Consider the following 16631-nt stretch of genomic DNA (forward strand, 5'->3'; position numbering starts at 1 on the left):
CATTACAAATGTACAATATGAAAATCTATATTGGTGTTGTTTCTCACAAACACTCAAAATTAATTAATGACCTAGCATGTTTAGAACAACTTTGTAATCACTTCGTTGTCGTAATAAAAAGCAACACCCCTGGTGATAACTTTCCTGCGATGGTAGATAACCCCAACTTTCATTGGATCGATGACAATTACCACTGTGGATTTGGTCATAATAATAATATAATCTATAACTATTGTTATAACCAATTAAATATGAAAACTGACGATTATTTTATTATACTAAACCCTGATGTTATCATTGACTACAATGTCATAACCCATTTAATAGATAATATGTTAAAAAATCATGATTTGATTGCAACTGTTAATTTATTCAAGGATATTGATAATCATATATATGATAATTCCATAAGGAAATTCCCATCTTTATCTGATTTTATTAAATCATTCTTGGGTTTTAACAATCCATCTGTTGTAGATAAATCTTTGTTAACAGAACCATGCTCAATTGACTGGGCAGCAGGATCATTTCTTGTTATTAAAGCGAGCCATTACTCTAATTTGAAGGGTTTTGATGAAAATTATTTCATGTACTGTGAAGATATCGATATCTGTTATCGTAGTGCTCTCCTTAACATACCGGTAAAATATTATCCTAATTTTCATGCCTTACATTTGGCTAAACATGCAAACCGTAATTTCTTATCCAAACATTTTTATTGGCATATATCTAGTGTTCTACGTTTTTTATTGACAAAATCTGGATTGACAAAGGTCAAGTCAAGTATCAAAAATAAAGCATCCTATTGATTTATTTTTGAATGCGTACTCATATCACCTATTTACTTCTCTGACCCTAAATAGCAATCTTATATCTTTATTTTGATTTTTCATAAATCTATAACATCGATATAAACTATCTCCAGTTATCTTATTGTGTATAAGTGGGATGATGATAACAACCCATCACTTATACCTTATCTAAACATTTTTTATCATAGGATGGTCTTGTGCTTAGTAAGCGTCTCCCACTTACACTACTCGCAGCCAGCATTTTGCTCACCGGCTGTACCGTTACCCCTGGTGTCTATATGTCCACATCAGGCAAAAATGTCGTCGACACTGGCGATCGTGATATCTCGAAATTTGTGGATATCTATCCGATTTCACCAAAACTGTTAGATGAGATGTACGTGGCTCCAGTGATCGCCAAACCAAACCCTACCCTTGAAAAGCAACTTTCAACCTATGAATACCGTGTGGGAGTGGGTGACGTATTAACCATCACTGTGTGGGATCACCCTGAATTAACTATTCCAGCGGGTTCTTACCGTAGCGCTGCCGACTCAGGTAACTGGGTTCATTCCAATGGCACCATTTACTACCCTTATATCGGTAACGTGAAAGTTGTTGGCAAAACGCTGTCGGAGATCCGTAATTTAGTTAGCAGTAAACTGGCTACCTATATTGAATCACCGCAAGTGGATGTCAGTATTGCGGCATTCCGCTCACAAAAAATGTATGTTTCTGGTGAAGTGGCTAAACCAGGTACATTGCCAATTACCAATATCCCTCTGACCGTTCTGGAAGCCTTTAATAATGCGGGCGGCCTCACCGAAAAAGCCGATTGGGATAACGTCGTGCTGACCCGTAATGGCAAAGAAATTAAGCTCTCATTGCAATCATTGGTACAGTATGGCGATATGACCCAAAACTACCTAATGATCCCAGGTGATACACTTTATGTACCACGCAACGACGGGCAAAAAGTATTTGTGATGGGTGAAGTCGGCCAGCCAAATACCCTAACTATTGACCGTGCAGGTATGAGTATCACTGAAGCACTGAGTAAAGCCGGGGGTACCGATCAAACAACCGCTAATGCAACCGGTGTGTTTGTTATCCGTCCAATTAAAAACCAAACCTCTGGCGATAAAGAACTTGATGCGTTGCTACCGAAAAAAATGGCAGCGGTGTATCAGTTAGATTTATCGGATGCCACGGCAATGGTGATGGGTACAGAGTTTAAACTACAACCATACGATCTGGTTTATGTTACCGCCGCTCCGGTTGTGCGTTGGAACCGTCTGATCACTCAGTTATTACCAACCATCGCGACCTATAATCAGTTAACTGAAGGTACAAAACGTATTCACGACTGGTAATCGTCATGTTTAACAATATCCTAGTTGTTTGTATGGGTAATATCTGTCGCTCCCCCACAGGGGAGCGTTTATTACAAGCCCATTTCCCCAATAAAAAAATACACTCTGCTGGCATTATTGCCAAAGATGATCGCCCCGCTTATGACAGTGCTATCCGTATCGCACAGCAACATGATCTCTGTTTAAACAATCATCAATCACGGCGTTTAACCAGTGAATTATGTAAAGAAGCAGACTTAATCCTAGTGATGGAAAACGATCATATTGATAGGATCCATCAACAGTTTCCCGAAACTCGTGGCAAAGTCATGTTATTCGGCCAGTGGCTTAATAAAACCGAGATCCCAGATCCACATAAACGCAGTGATGAAATGTTTGAACATGTTTATCAACTGATGGAAAAAGCCGTTATACAGTGGCAAGGGAAAATTTAATTTTAATTTTGGAAGGCTTAGCATTTAACTGATTATGAACACGACAAAAAATAGCTCCCCTGCCTCGGACGAGATCGATCTGCTGGCGCTTTTTAAAGTATTAAAGTCCAGTTATCTTAAAATCGGCTTTTTTACTCTGTTTTTTATTTTGCTTGCAGCAGCTTACAGTTTTTTAGCGACTCCTATCTATCAAGCTAATGCGACACTGCAATATGACAAAGCCAGCCAAGTTTCTCTTGTTGACCAAATGAGTGAAATGATGCCTTTGTCTAATAGCAATGGCCAAGTCGATTCCGAAATTGAAGTCATTAAGTCACGAATGGTGCTGGGCAAAACCGTGACTAACCTGAATTTAGATACTCAAATCGCACCGGCAGGCTTTTTTGATAAGCTGTGGGGTGATAAAATCGATGCTGTCGTGGCTCTCTATTTAGTTCCTGAAGACTTTATTGGAAAGCCTGCGACGTTGACCTATTTGGGCGATAACAAATATTCTCTCAATATTGAAGGTCAAGTTCTTGAAGGCACCGTTGGTATTCTCTTAAAACAAGACGATATTAGTTTATTGGTTTCATCCTTAGTTGCAGAGGTTGGTCAAGAATTTACCTTAGTTAAAAATGCGCGTTATTCAACCATTGAAAACCTACGTAACACTTTAACTATTGCAGAAGTGGGTAAAGGAACCGGTATTATCAATATGGCCATTAAAGGTGCCGATAAAACCGAAAACGTGCAAATCTTAAACAGCATTATTCAAAATTACGTCGACCAAAATACCGAGCGTAAAAAAGAAGTCACAAATAACACCTTATTATTCTTAGATGAATATCTGCCTAAGATTAAAACCAAGCTGGATAACTATGAAAACCAGTTAAATACTTTCCGTAAAAAGAATGAATCTATCGACTTATCATTAGAAGCCAAATCCGCCCTTGATAGTGCTTTGCAAGTCGAAGAAAAGTTAAATGAACTCACCTTTAAAGAAGTTGAAATTCAGCAATTATATACACGCAACCACCCAGCTTACCAATCACTGCTTGATAAGCGCCAGCAGCTGTTACGTGAGAAAGAGAAAATCAGTAAAGCAATTCAAAAACTGCCGAATACTCAACAACAAATTGTTCGTTTAACCCGTGATGTAGAGTCTGAGCAAGCTATTTACAATCAATTAGTGGCAAAACAGCAGGAACTGAGTGTATTAAACTCAGGGATCACTGCTGATGTGCGTATTATTGACTCTGCCGAATCTCAACCGAATGCCGTAGCGCCTAAGAAAGCATTAATCTTAGTATTAGCTGCAATACTGGGCTTTATTGTGGGTTGTGCATATGTGATTGCTCGTGAGTTCTTTAATAATAAAATTAAAGGCACTGAGGATATTGATGCACTGGGTATCAACGTCTATGCCACTATTCCTTTCTCTAGCTATGAGAAGAAATTAATTGCAGAAGGTAACAAGCACCCACTCGCATTAGAAAACCCTGCCGATACGGCGGTTGAAGCCATTCGTTCTTTACGTACTAGTGTTTACTTCTCGGTCATGAACCAAGGTAATAATCTGGTTATGGTCACCTGTGCTTCACCGGGTGTAGGTAAAAGCTTTGTTACCTCCAATATGGCGGTGGTGCTAGCAAATGCAGGCAAAAAAGTATTGTTAATCGATACTGACTTGCGTAAAGGCCGTATCCATAAAGCCTTTGGATTAAGCAATAAATTAGGTCTATCTGATTATCTCTCGCAATCAGATACTAGCCAGCCAAATATTCATAACAGTGTGATTGAAAACCTCGACGTGATTTGTCGCGGTAAGAATGTCACGCACTCTTCTGAATTGCTGATGAGCGAGCGCTTTAAACGTTTACTTGATACGGTGAAAGGTCAATACGATATCGTCGTGATTGATACTGCGCCAATACTGGCAATTACTGACTCAGCAATTATTGGTAAATATGTCGGTACCTCATTGCTGATTGCTTACTACGGTGTGAATACCGTAAAAGATGTCGAGCTGTCACTAAAACGCTTTAAGCAAAATGATATCGAAATTACCGGTGTGATCTTAAATGGTATCGATGCGAAATCAGACGATTATAACTATGTCTATGAGTACTAATTCTACAAGGGACATGTAATGAAAAATGCAAAAGTATTAGTGACAGGTGGCCTTGGTTATATCGGTAGCCATACTTGTGTGCAGATGATTGAGCAAGGCATGCAGCCGATTATTTTAGATAACCTCTGCAATGCTAATCCTGAAGTGCTCAATCGCATTGAAACTATCACGGGTACCAAACCGATTTTCTACGTCGGTGATGTACGTGATAGCAACGTTTTAGATACCATTTTCGCTGAACACCAAATCGCATCAGTTATTCACTTTGCTGGCTTAAAAGCGGTTGGTGAGTCAGTTCAGAAACCGATTGAATACTACGACAATAATGTTAATGGTACTTTGGTACTAATCGCATCAATGCAAAAAGCAGGTGTGAAGAGCATAATTTTTAGCTCTTCAGCGACGGTGTATGGTGATCCTGAAGAAGTTCCATTAACTGAAGAATCTAAAGTTGGTGGTACAACCAACCCATATGGTACTAGCAAATATATGGTTGAACGCATTCTTACCGATTTACATATTGCGCATGATGAATGGTCACTGACTTTATTACGTTATTTTAACCCTGTCGGAGCTCATACTTCAGGTTTAATGGGGGAAGACCCTCAAGGTATTCCAAATAATTTGACCCCTTATATTGCTCAAGTTGCTGTTGGTCGTCATAAAGAAGTGATGGTATTTGGCGCTGACTACCCAACACCAGATGGTACTGGTGTTCGTGATTATATCCATGTTATGGATTTAGCGAGTGGACACATTGCTGCCTTGAATGGTGTTAGTCAAAAAGCAGGGCTCCATATTTATAATTTAGGCACCGGTAAAGGCACTAGTGTATTAGAAATGATCGCTGCTTTCGAAAAGGCATCAAGCAAACAGATCCAATACAAAATAGTTGCTCGCCGCCCCGGTGATATTGCTGAATGCTGGTCTAGCCCTAATAAAGCCTTTACTGATTTAGGCTGGCAAGCTCAGTACTCCGTGCAAGATATGGTGAACGATAGCTGGCGTTGGCAATCGCAAAATCCCAACGGCTATAAAAAGTAATTGTCACCGTTCATAATCACACTAAAGCAGGCTTAATTTTCAGCCTGCTTTTTTATTTACATCATTTAAAATCCAACAACTACATGCATCTTCTTTCATTTACGCGTAAAATCCCTGTCCATTGTTTTCTTTAACCATGCTGTTCACTACAGCCATTCGTTATGCCACATATCGTTTTATTCGAACCTGAAATTCCACCCAATACGGGCAATATTATTCGTCTTTGCGCTAACACAGGCTTTAGTCTGCATCTGATCCACCCGTTAGGCTTTACTTGGGATGATAAACGTCTACGCCGTGCGGGCTTAGATTACAGTGAATTTGCTGATATCAAACATCATCATGACTATTTTGCTTTCTTAGAAAGCGAAGGGCTCAATCCAGATAATAATCAGTCTGCAACCGGTGCCCGTGTGTTTGCTTTAACCACCAAAGGTAAGCCAAGCCATAGCAATGTGAGCTATCAACAAGATGACTATTTGATGTTTGGGCCAGAGACGCGTGGATTGCCACCTTACGTACTCGATAATATGCCAATCGAGCAAAAAATTCGTATTCCAATGCTAGCAGATAGCCGCAGTATGAATTTATCTAACTCTGTTGCGGTAGTGGTGTTCGAGGCATGGCGGCAGTTGGGTTACGCTGGGGCATTATTACGCGACTAAGTTAGTAATTATGCTTTACTAGAACTTCCCTCATCACACGACTATTCTTGTACAGAATTCAGTACAAGTATTGGAAGGTAAATGAAAACCATTTCATTCAGTGATGCAAGAAGTAATCTAAAAGCAGTATTAGATAGGGTTGTTGATGATGCAGATGCAACTATCATCACTCGTCGTGATTCAAAGGATGCTGTGGTTATGTCTTTAGAGTATTACAATAGCCTTATAGAAACGATTTATTTATTACGCTCACCATCAAATGCCGAACATCTAATTAAATCAATCGCTTAATTTAAAGCTGGTAAAGTAAAGAAAAGAGAGCTTATAAATGAGTAGATTTTTAATATGGACTGACCAAGGATGGGAAGACTATCGATACTGGCAAACCTAAGACAAAAAACGCTCAAACGCATTAGTAAGCTCATTGATAATACTAAAAGACCCCCCTTTTATGGGATAGGAAAACCACAACCACTAAAAGAAAACTTAGCTGGCTTCTGGTCTAGACGAATAGATGAAACAAACAGGCTAATTTATTCAATAGATAATGAGGGTTTAGCTATTATTGCTTGCCGTTATCATTATTAGAAGATTCAATAACTTCTGATGCAGTAACATGAAACAATTCATCTGAGTGGCAATTATATTCATCCAAACCTTTTAACAGTGCCAATTCAGACAAAATAATTACCTTTCTCAAATCCCATCACCATCTTCAAAACCATAAATCGCGCCATTAAAGTTCTGATCCATCTCAAATGATGGCTTATCACTATTGGGTTTACCGACAATACGTGCAGGTACCCCTGCAACGGTCGTATGAGGTGGGACGGGATGAAGTACCACAGAGCCTGCGCCAATTTTCGCACCGCGGCCAATCTCAATATTCCCCAAGATCTTCGCGCCTGCACCAATCATCACCCCTTCACGAACTTTAGGATGACGATCGCCACACGTTTTACCCGTACCGCCCAATGTTACTGATTGCAATATCGAAACATCATTTTCAACGACTGCGGTTTCACCGATAACAATGCCTGTTGCATGGTCAAGCATGATGCCACAGCCAATACGCGCAGCGGGGTGAATATCAACGGCAAAAGAGACGGAAACTTGGTTTTGTAGATAGATAGCGAGTGCTTGACGGCCTTCTTTCCATAGCCAATGGCCAATACGATAGGCTTGCAGTGCGTGGAAACCTTTTAAATACAAAAGTGGCGTCGAGTACTTATCCACTGCGGGATCACGTAAACGCACAGCGGATAAGTCCATAGCAGCAGAAAAAATCATTTGTTCATCATTACGATACGCTTGTTCAACAATCTCCCGCACTTCCATCGCTGGCATAATTGGGGAGCTAAGTTTGTTGGCTAACATATAACTCAGGGCACTACCTAAGTTATCGTGTTTTAGCAGCGTTGCATTGAAAAAACTGGCTAACAGCGGTTCACAATCAGCAAGTGATTTTGCTTCATCTTTAATAAACCCCCAAATCCTATCCAGTTCTTCACGCGACATAATAACTCACTTAATTTTTCGTTTAGTCCTTTGACGTTGGCGTATGTGCAATTTCATCTTTGGTTGCTCGGCCTAATAAGGCTTGCGCTGCCTCTAACACATTTTTATGACAATAGAGGATTTGATAAATTTGCTCCGTGATCGGCATCTCAACACCCGCACGCTCAGCTAATGCTTTCACTTCTTTGGTATTACGATAACCTTCCACCACCTGACCGATCTCTTTTTCAGCTTCAGCCACACTCACGCCGTTACCTAGCATCATACCGAAACGGCGGTTACGTGATTGGTTGTCAGTACAGGTTAACACTAAATCACCTAAACCGGCCATGCCCATAAAGGTGGAGGGGTCGGCACCTAAAGCGGCACCCAATCGACTCATTTCTGCAAGGCCCCGTGTAATCAAGGCGGTACGTGCATTAGCGCCAAAGCCCATACCATCAGAAATACCTGCACCGATGGCGATCACGTTTTTCACGGCACCACCAAGTTGCACACCAATCATATCGGGGTTTTTGTATACACGGAAACTTTTGCCACAATGGAAAAGTTGTTGCAGTTCATCGCCAAACTGGCTGTCAGTTGCCGCAATTGAGATAGCAGTAGGCATACCTGCCGCTAATTCTTTAGCAAATGTAGGCCCAGATAGCACTGCAAGTGGAATTTCATTACCTAATACCTCACGCGCCACATCTTGTAATAAGCGCCCAGTATCTCGTTCCAAACCTTTGGTTGCCCAAATAATACGTGAACCCGTTTGGAGGTAAGGTTGGATCTGCTTAAGTACATCACCAAAGACATGGCTTGGTACTACAATCAAGATATTAAGACTCGCTTCGACGGCGCTTTTTAGATCCGTTTCCAGCGATAAACTATCAGGGAAAGAAACACCAGGCAAAAACGCCTGATTACTACGTTCTTGTTGTAATTTTTGGATATGCTTAGGGTCATGACCCCATAGCACGACCTGATGGCCATTACGCGCTAACGTAATCGCTAAAGCGGTGCCGTAAGAGCCGGCACCGATCACTGTCATTGAAGCAGTATTCATTAAGCGTCCTATTGAACTTCTGTGTTCTGCGCTTCTTCACCTTGCTGCTGTTGTAGGTAATTCATGAACAGAGCATCAAAGTTGACTGGCGCAAGGTTCAGTTGAGGGAATGTACCACGACCCACCATGCTAGTGATTGCTTCACGTGCATATGGGAACAGAATGTTCGGGCAGTATGCACCTAGGCAATGTGCCATTTGTGTGCCTTCAATACCTTCGATAGAGAAAACACCTGCTTGTTGAACTTCACACAGGAATGCCGTTTCTTCACCGAGTTTTGCAGTCGTTGTCACGCGCAAAACAACTTCGTAAACACCTTCAGTCAGTTGAGTTGAAGAAGTATCTAAATCAAGTTTAATTTCTGGCTGCCACTCATGTTGGAAGATGTGTGGTGCGTTAGGTGCTTCAAATGAAACATCTTTTGTATAGATACGTTGGATCTGAAATACCATTTCTGAGTTGTTTTGTTCTGACATAATGTTAATACCTTTTAACTTCCGTATGAGTTTGACTATATATACTCACATACCCGTAAAACAAGAGAGTATAGAGCTATATCAAGCAGATAAATTACTTCTTACCACGCGCTAATGGTAGGTTTTCACCTGACCAACCAGCAATCCCTTCTTTCAGGACAAAGACTTTTTCAAAACCGTGTTGCACTAAATGCTCAGCAGGTTTGCCTGATTCCATGCCACTTGCAGAAACAACAATCACCGGTTTTTGTTTATGTTTTTCTAACTCACCTAAATTATTATCTTTAATTTCAGAAGGTGTTAAGTTGATAGAATCAATAATGTGTCCCTTGCGGAAATCATCACGAGAACGTAAATCCACAATGACTGCCTCTTCTTTATTAATCAGAGCAATCGCCTGCGCGCGAGTGATTACTTTTGACTTAGAGAACAAACCTTTAAAGGTCATTACGACCACCGCGACGAGCAGCGCTATCCAAACCAGACTCAATAACATGTTCCGGCTGACAAATTGCATGATTTCTTGGATCATGGGGGGCAATCACTCCCGTTAGTTAAAAATGAATATCAAAGGGCTCAGAGTATACCTTTGTGTTGAGCTAATTACAGCCAGTTAGCGCAAACTAGATTGATTTTTTTGCGAAACGCTACGCAGAAACGGTCTTTTTTCCAACAAAAACGTCATTTATACTCCAAATAATTAATGTGCAGTTAGGCAACAAATGAACCAGCCACTAGACGCATGCCTAAGTAGGTCGCTGACTCAGGTCACCATGCCTTAACCAAAGGTGCTGCAACTTGAGCTATAAAGAGTATCACTCTCAATATAGACCTATAATCCATCCTATCACAAACCCATTACCCCTCAAAAAGTCACGAATAAAGAGGATCTATACTCGGTTTAGCTAAAATTTAGCCCATAATATTTGATTTAATGATACTAATTAGCGAGATAAGCGATACAATCAATTATACTCTAGATCATTCTAGGTGCGGCTAGGCGATAAGTAAGCGTAGTCACTTCGACTTCAACGAAAAGCGCTACAGCATGAAGTATGGCGGGTATAGATTAAAAAATAATGGCGGCGAAACCATAGCTAACCTGTCATGTTAAATCACAGTGTAGCCTTTTGGTTTATCACTGTTTATTTTGTAAGATTCAGAATTGGGCACTGGTAACCATACCTATCAGATGAAATAATTAGCTATCGTATTTATTCGAGGTTTTCTATCAGAATGGCCAATATATATAACCGGATGAAAATAACCTTTATTCGTCAGGCTATTACCTCAGCACTGTTTGCTTGTGGATTAATAGCGCTATCGCCAACTCAGGTGATGGCGGCCAATCAGATCACCCAAAATAAAGATCAGCTACAAAATTTACTGCAAAATATCGCTGAAAAAGAGAAAAGCGTCAAAGATCAACAAGCAAAACGAGCGGCGTTGCTTAATCAGCTTCAACAGCAAGAAAAAAATATTTCAGCGGTAGGTCGTGGGCTTCATGAAATACAAACTGAATTAAAACAATTAGATAAAGAAATATCTACCTTAAATAGTAATATTACGCGCCTACAAAAACAAAAAGCCGCACATGAAAAACTACTGGCTGAACAACTCGATTCTGCATTCCGTTTGGGTAAACACCAAGGTCTATCACTGTTTTTAAAAGGTGAGGAAGGCCAACGTGAAGAGCGGATCCTCGCTTATTACAGTTATCTTAACCAAGCCCGTGAAAAAAATATCAAACAACTCGAAGAAACAACGCTTGAACTCAATCAGCAAAAGCAGCTAGAACAGAAAAAACAAGCTGAGCAAAAAGCCGCGTTAGCCAAACAGCAGCAAGAAAAACGCAAGTTGGATAATGCTCAAGCAGCTCGTAAGCAAACACTTACTGCGCTTGAAAGTACGTTAAAAGAAGATCAAAAAAATCTCGCTGTGATGAAACAAAACGAGTCCCGACTGCGTGATAAAATAGCTCGAGCAGAGCGTGAAGCCAAAGCGAGAGCGGAACGTGAAGCACGTGAAGCGGCGCGTATTCGTGCAGAAGTTGCCGAAAAAGAACGTAAAGCGAAGCAAACTGGTACTTCTTATAAACCATCCGAAAGTGAGCGTTCACTCATGTCGCGAACTGGGGGACTTGGTCGCCCAGCGGGGCAAGCTTTGTGGCCAGTTCGAGGGCAAACGCTGCATAATTATGGCGAGGCAATTTCAGGCGAGCTGCGCTGGAAAGGCATGGTTATTGGTGCCAATGAAGGTACCCAAGTGAAAGCGATCGCCGATGGTCGTGTTTTACTGGCTGACTGGCTGCAAGGTTATGGTCTGGTTGTGGTGGTTGAGCATGGTAAGGGTGACATGAGTTTATATGGCTATAACCAAAGCGCACTGGTTAATGTAGGCCAAGAAGTGCGCGCGGGTCAGCCTATTGCATTAGTGGGAAGTAGTGGTGGTCAGGAACGCCCTGCACTGTACTTCGAAATTCGCCGGCAGGGTAAAACAGTTAACCCTCGCCCTTGGCTAGGTCGATAGACAACAAAATAGCCGAAAAAATTGTTAGGAAAATAAATATGTTGAAACACCAGCCTTCTAAGTTACTCATTGGTTTATCGTTGTTAATGGTGACTCTTCAGGCTAGTGCGGCAAAATTAGCGATAGTCATTGATGATTTTGGCTATCGCACTAAGGAAGATAACCAAATATTAGCACTACCAACGCCTATTACTATTGCCATTCTTCCTGACTCCCCTCATGGTAAACAGGTTGCCACAAAAGCACACCAGCAGGGTCGAGAAATTATTATTCACATGCCAATGAAACCATTGAGCAAACAGCCGTTAGAGAAAAATACCCTAGCGCCTTCAATGAGCGCAGAAGAAGTTGATCGCATCATTAAACGCGCCATTGGCCAAGTGCCTTATGCAACCGGTATGAATAATCATATGGGCAGTGAAATGACATCGAGTCTTTCAGGCATGCGCAATGTAATGGGCTCACTTTCTCAGTCTAATTTCTTCTTTTTAGATAGCGTCACCATCGGTAATACTCAAGCCGCGAATGCAGCAAAAGAGTTTGGTGTCCCTGTTGTTCGTCGAAACATCTTTCTTGATAATCATCAATCAGAAGAAGAAACTCGCATTCAACTTAATAAGGCCGTTGCCTATGCACGTAAAAATGGTAGTGCCATTGCAATTGGCCACCCACACCCATCGACAGTACGTGCATTACAAAAATATTTACCACAACTGCCAGCAGATATTGAATTAGTCGCGGTTAGTGCATTACTGAATGGTCATGAAATGCCAAAACAAGACAAACCGCTGAAAATGCAGCCTGAACAGCCAAAACCATTGCCTAATGACCCCCCTGTAATGCCAAAAGATAAGCATCCTCAGTTGATCCATGTGGGGACTTGTGAATTTGAACTGTCAGAAAATCAAACGGTTAAATTAAGTGGTATTCAGTTTTTAATGTCAGTGGTTGAATCTCTTTATCAAGACAAAACGTTACAGCCATTATTATTAAACAGTAAAAAACCCCTGTTTTCTCAACAAAAACCATAGACCGCCTAACGGATTGCTGCCATTAAACAGCAATCCGTATTTGGATCATTCATCCCAATTTAAAATCACTTTACCTGATTGGCCTGAACGCATAATGTCGAAGCCTTTTTGGAAGTCATCGATAGAAAATTGATGGGTAATAATAGGTGAGAGGTCGAGACCTGATTGAATAAGCGTCGCCATTTTATACCAAGTTTCAAACATCTCACGACCATAAATACCTTTAATAAATAGCCCTTTGAAAATCACCTGCCCCCAATCGATCGCCATTTCCGAGGAAGGGATCCCCAACAGAGCAATACGCCCGCCGTGATTCATGGTTTCTAGCATAGAATGAAATGCTGCTGGGGAGCCAGACACTTCCAACGCCACATCAAAACCTTCTTGCATACCTAATTCTTTCATTACATCTTTAAGATTTTCACGACTGACATTCACGGCGCGAGTGACGCCCATTTTTTTAGCAAGTTCGAGTCGATAATCATTAACATCAGTGATCACAACATGGCGTGCGCCAACGTGCCGACACACTGCGGCAGCCATAATTCCAATCGGCCCCGCCCCTGAAACTAAAACATCTTCCCCTACTAAATCAAATGACAGCGCAGTATGAACAGCATTACCAAACGGATCGAAAATAGCCGCAATTTCATCTGGAATATTATCGGGGATCTTGAATGCATTAAAGGCAGGTAGCACAAGGTATTGTGCAAAGCACCCTGGGCGATTTACCCCAACACCAACCGTATTTCGACATAAATGTGTACGGCCACCTCGACAGTTCCGACAGTGTCCGCAGGTAATGTGCCCTTCACCTGACACCCTATCGCCTATTTTAAAACCTTTAACTTCCTGTCCTATTTCAACAATTTCGCCAATATACTCATGACCTACAACCATCGGAACAGGGATAGTTTTTTGCGACCATTCATCCCAGTTATAGATATGCACATCCGTACCACAAATTGCGGTTTTACGGATCTTAATCATCACATCATTGTGCCCAAGTTCCGGTTTCGGCACATCTGTCATCCATATACCTGGTTCTGCTTTTAATTTGGACAATGCTTTCATAGAGTGGCCTTATTTAATGATCATTAAGCAATGACACCTAATTTTTTGCCAATGCGGGTGAATGCGTCAACAACACGTAGGATATCCTCTTCACTATGAGCAGCAGACATTTGCGTGCGAATACGCGCCTGCCCTTGAGGAACAACAGGGTAGAAGAAACCGGTAACATAGATCCCTTCTCCAAGTAATTCATTGGCGAAAACCTGTGCTAGTGCAGCATCGCCTAACATAACTGGGATGATGGCATGATCCGCTCCCGCTAAGGTGAAGCCCGCAGCAGACATTTTTTCGCGGAACAAGGCCGCGTTGCGCCATAAACGTGCGCGTCGCTCGCCCCCCTCACTCATCATATCGATAACTTTAATTGAAGCGGCAACAATTGCTGGGGCTAAGGAGTTAGAAAATAAATAAGGACGGGAACGTTGGCGTAACCACTCTACCACCTCTTTTTTCGCTGCCGTATAACCTCCTGAAGCCCCACCGAGAGCTTTACCCAATGTGCCAGTAATAATGTCAACACGCCCCATAACATCGCAATATTCATGGGTGCCGCGACCATTTTTACCAACAAAACCAACCGCATGAGAGTCATCCACCATCACCAGTGCTTGGAATTCATCAGCAAGATCACAAATGGCTTTCAGGTTAGCTATCACACCATCCATTGAAAATACCCCATCCGTTGCGATCAAAATATGTCGAGCTCCCGCAGCTTTAGCATCTTCAAGGCATGCCCTTAATTCAGCCATATCATTATTTGGATAACGATAGCGCTTAGCCTTACACAAACGTACACCATCAATAATCGATGCATGGTTAAGTGCATCCGAAATCACTACATCTTCAGGCCCTAACAGAGTTTCGAATAAGCCACCATTCGCGTCAAAACAGGAGGAATAGAGGATGCTATCTTCCATACCTAAAAAATCCGCCAGTTTTTTTTCTAATTGTTTATGGGCGTCTTGTGTACCACAGATAAAACGCACTGAAGCCATACCAAAACCATGGCTATCCATACCTTGCTTGGCGGCTTCAATAAGATCAGGATGATTAGCTAAACCGAGGTAATTATTAGCACAAAAATTAACCACATGCTGACCTCCAGCAATTTCAATATCAGCATCTTGCGATGAGGTAATAATGCGCTCGTTTTTGAATAAACCTGCGGCCTCAGTTTCATTGAGTTGTTGTTTGATTTGCTGATAAAATTGCTGCGACATGATGTTCTCCCATAACTTAACCATTTCTAGAGTTTAATAATAGACACCAGAACTATCGACTTACGCAGCATAAATAAGTTAAGTTTGTAGCCAAGATCACGATCATTAGCTTATAAAAATATCGCGAGTAGAATGTTTACCTATCAGTTAAAGCTGTTGTCACCCTATATAAATGTTATTATGGAAAGATTCATATTCTGTATAGACTCTAAATCATTCGAGGGGCAGCTAGGCGGCAAGTGAATGAGTCGCTAGGAGCATAGAAAACGATGTGGCTGATGCGAGTGAGCGTAGTCACTTCGACTTCAACAAAAAGCGCTGCAACTTGAAGTATGACGAGTATATCATTAACCCACTGAGGTACACCCGATGATCATAGTCACTGGCGGAGCTGGTTTTATTGGTAGTAACATTGTGAAGGCATTAAATGATGCTGGCCGCACCGATATTTTAGTTGTCGATAACCTGAAAGATGGTACGAAATTCGCTAACCTTGTTGATCTCGATATCGCTGATTACATGGATAAAGAAGAGTTCATTGTCAGTGTGATGGCGGGTGATGACTTTGGTGATATTGATGCGATATTCCATGAAGGAGCTTGCTCATCAACCACCGAGTGGGATGGAAAATACATGATGGATAACAACTATCAGTTTTCCAAAGAGCTCCTGCATTTCTGCTTAGATCGTGAAATACCTTTTCTCTACGCATCTTCAGCTGCAACCTATGGTGGCCGTAGTGATAACTTCATTGAAGAACGCCAATTCGAAAAGCCATTAAACGTTTACGGTTACTCCAAATTCCAGTTCGACCAATATGTACGTAATATTTTGCCTGAAGCGCAATCACAAGTGTGCGGCTTCCGTTATTTCAACGTTTATGGACCACGTGAAAACCATAAAGGCAGTATGGCCAGTGTGGCTTATCATTTAAATAAGCAAATTAACGAAGGGCAAAATCCAAAGCTCTTTGAAGGTAGCGAAACTTTCCGTCGCGATTTCATTTACGTTGGTGATGTTGCTGCCGTCAATTTATGGTTCTGGCAGAATAATGTGTCAGGGATTTTTAACTGCGGTACGGGCCGTGCAGAATCTTTCCAAGCTGTTGCTGATGCAGTCACGCAGTTCCACAATGATAAAAACGTTTCTGTTGAATACATTGAGTTCCCTGAGAAACTCAAAGGTCGCTATCAAAGCTTTACCCAAGCGGACATGACTAAATTACGCGCAGCAGGCTATCAGGCACCATTTAAAACGGTGGCCGAAGGTGTCGCTGAGTACATGCAGTGGCTGAATCAAGCAGACTAATAAA

Annotated in this window: 17 protein-coding genes; 11 read left to right on the forward strand and 6 right to left on the reverse strand. The window is 41.5% G+C overall.

Translation table 11 applies throughout. The features are described 5' to 3' along the window. The first annotated feature begins 17 nt into the window (after nucleotides 1–17). The 8 genes from JI723_RS19455 to JI723_RS19490 all read left to right on the forward strand — a co-directional run bounded on the left by JI723_RS19455 (nucleotide 18) and on the right by JI723_RS19490 (nucleotide 7008). Nucleotides 18–809, forward strand: a complete 792-nt coding sequence (locus JI723_RS19455; RefSeq protein ID WP_337979661.1) for a glycosyltransferase family 2 protein — start codon at nucleotides 18–20, stop codon at nucleotides 807–809. Nucleotides 810–1009: 200 nt separating this feature from the next. Further along, complete coding sequence (locus JI723_RS19460; RefSeq protein ID WP_014656698.1) at nucleotides 1010–2164, forward strand: polysaccharide export protein; 1155 nt, start codon at nucleotides 1010–1012, stop codon at nucleotides 2162–2164. Between the two features lie 5 nt (nucleotides 2165–2169). Continuing rightward, nucleotides 2170–2598 carry an arsenate reductase/protein-tyrosine-phosphatase family protein gene (locus JI723_RS19465; protein WP_337979662.1) on the forward strand — a complete coding sequence of 143 codons (429 nt, stop codon included), beginning with the start codon at nucleotides 2170–2172 and terminating at the stop codon, nucleotides 2596–2598. 34 nt (nucleotides 2599–2632) lie between these two features. Beyond that, on the forward strand, nucleotides 2633–4711 hold the full coding sequence (locus tag JI723_RS19470; protein WP_337979663.1) for a polysaccharide biosynthesis tyrosine autokinase: 2079 nt from the start codon (nucleotides 2633–2635) through the stop codon (nucleotides 4709–4711). A gap of 18 nt (nucleotides 4712–4729) precedes the next feature. Next, entirely contained in the window at nucleotides 4730–5755 is a 1026-nt protein-coding gene (gene galE, locus JI723_RS19475) for a UDP-glucose 4-epimerase GalE (protein ID WP_337979664.1), read from the forward strand. A 161-nt stretch (nucleotides 5756–5916) separates the two neighbouring features. Then, nucleotides 5917–6420, forward strand: a complete 504-nt coding sequence (trmL, locus tag JI723_RS19480) for a tRNA (uridine(34)/cytosine(34)/5-carboxymethylaminomethyluridine(34)-2'-O)-methyltransferase TrmL (protein ID WP_070929916.1) — start codon at nucleotides 5917–5919, stop codon at nucleotides 6418–6420. Nucleotides 6421–6501: 81 nt separating this feature from the next. Next, nucleotides 6502–6711 (forward strand): type II toxin-antitoxin system Phd/YefM family antitoxin, encoded by a 210-nt coding sequence (locus JI723_RS19485; RefSeq protein ID WP_272580782.1) that lies wholly within the window; start codon nucleotides 6502–6504, stop codon nucleotides 6709–6711. A 69-nt stretch (nucleotides 6712–6780) separates the two neighbouring features. Then, nucleotides 6781–7008, forward strand: coding sequence for a Txe/YoeB family addiction module toxin (locus JI723_RS19490; RefSeq protein ID WP_432652839.1), 228 nt, complete (start codon nucleotides 6781–6783; stop codon nucleotides 7006–7008). Between the two features lie 108 nt (nucleotides 7009–7116). Here JI723_RS19490 and cysE read toward each other — a convergent pair whose 3' ends face one another. The 4 genes from cysE to JI723_RS19510 all read right to left on the reverse strand — a co-directional run bounded on the left by cysE (nucleotide 7117) and on the right by JI723_RS19510 (nucleotide 9997). Beyond that, nucleotides 7117–7938, reverse strand: a complete 822-nt coding sequence (gene cysE / locus JI723_RS19495; protein ID WP_272580783.1) for a serine O-acetyltransferase — start codon at nucleotides 7936–7938, stop codon at nucleotides 7117–7119. A gap of 22 nt (nucleotides 7939–7960) precedes the next feature. Then, entirely contained in the window at nucleotides 7961–8989 is a 1029-nt protein-coding gene (gene gpsA / locus JI723_RS19500; RefSeq protein WP_140179828.1) for an NAD(P)H-dependent glycerol-3-phosphate dehydrogenase, read from the reverse strand. Between the two features lie 8 nt (nucleotides 8990–8997). Continuing rightward, nucleotides 8998–9465, reverse strand: a complete 468-nt coding sequence (gene secB, locus JI723_RS19505) for a protein-export chaperone SecB (protein ID WP_140179830.1) — start codon at nucleotides 9463–9465, stop codon at nucleotides 8998–9000. 94 nt (nucleotides 9466–9559) lie between these two features. Then, nucleotides 9560–9997 (reverse strand): rhodanese-like domain-containing protein, encoded by a 438-nt coding sequence (locus tag JI723_RS19510; protein WP_070929911.1) that lies wholly within the window; start codon nucleotides 9995–9997, stop codon nucleotides 9560–9562. 704 nt (nucleotides 9998–10701) lie between these two features. Between JI723_RS19510 and envC the strand changes: the two genes are divergently transcribed. Continuing rightward, nucleotides 10702–11994, forward strand: a complete 1293-nt coding sequence (gene envC, locus JI723_RS19515) for a murein hydrolase activator EnvC (RefSeq protein ID WP_070929909.1) — start codon at nucleotides 10702–10704, stop codon at nucleotides 11992–11994. A 38-nt stretch (nucleotides 11995–12032) separates the two neighbouring features. Beyond that, complete coding sequence (locus JI723_RS19520) at nucleotides 12033–13025, forward strand: divergent polysaccharide deacetylase family protein (protein ID WP_319068035.1); 993 nt, start codon at nucleotides 12033–12035, stop codon at nucleotides 13023–13025. Nucleotides 13026–13070: 45 nt separating this feature from the next. On the opposite strand, the gene tdh is transcribed toward JI723_RS19520, so the two are convergent. Beyond that, entirely contained in the window at nucleotides 13071–14099 is a 1029-nt protein-coding gene (tdh, locus tag JI723_RS19525; RefSeq protein WP_335674198.1) for an L-threonine 3-dehydrogenase, read from the reverse strand. A 23-nt stretch (nucleotides 14100–14122) separates the two neighbouring features. Then, nucleotides 14123–15319 (reverse strand): glycine C-acetyltransferase, encoded by a 1197-nt coding sequence (locus JI723_RS19530; protein ID WP_337979665.1) that lies wholly within the window; start codon nucleotides 15317–15319, stop codon nucleotides 14123–14125. A 369-nt stretch (nucleotides 15320–15688) separates the two neighbouring features. On the opposite strand from JI723_RS19530, the gene rfaD reads away from it, so the two are divergent. After that, nucleotides 15689–16627, forward strand: a complete 939-nt coding sequence (gene rfaD, locus JI723_RS19535; protein WP_070929903.1) for an ADP-glyceromanno-heptose 6-epimerase — start codon at nucleotides 15689–15691, stop codon at nucleotides 16625–16627. The last annotated feature ends 4 nt before the right edge of the window (nucleotides 16628–16631 follow it).

It is taken from the genome of Providencia manganoxydans, assembly GCF_016618195.1.
Taxonomy (GTDB): Bacteria; Pseudomonadota; Gammaproteobacteria; order Enterobacterales; family Enterobacteriaceae; genus Providencia; species Providencia manganoxydans.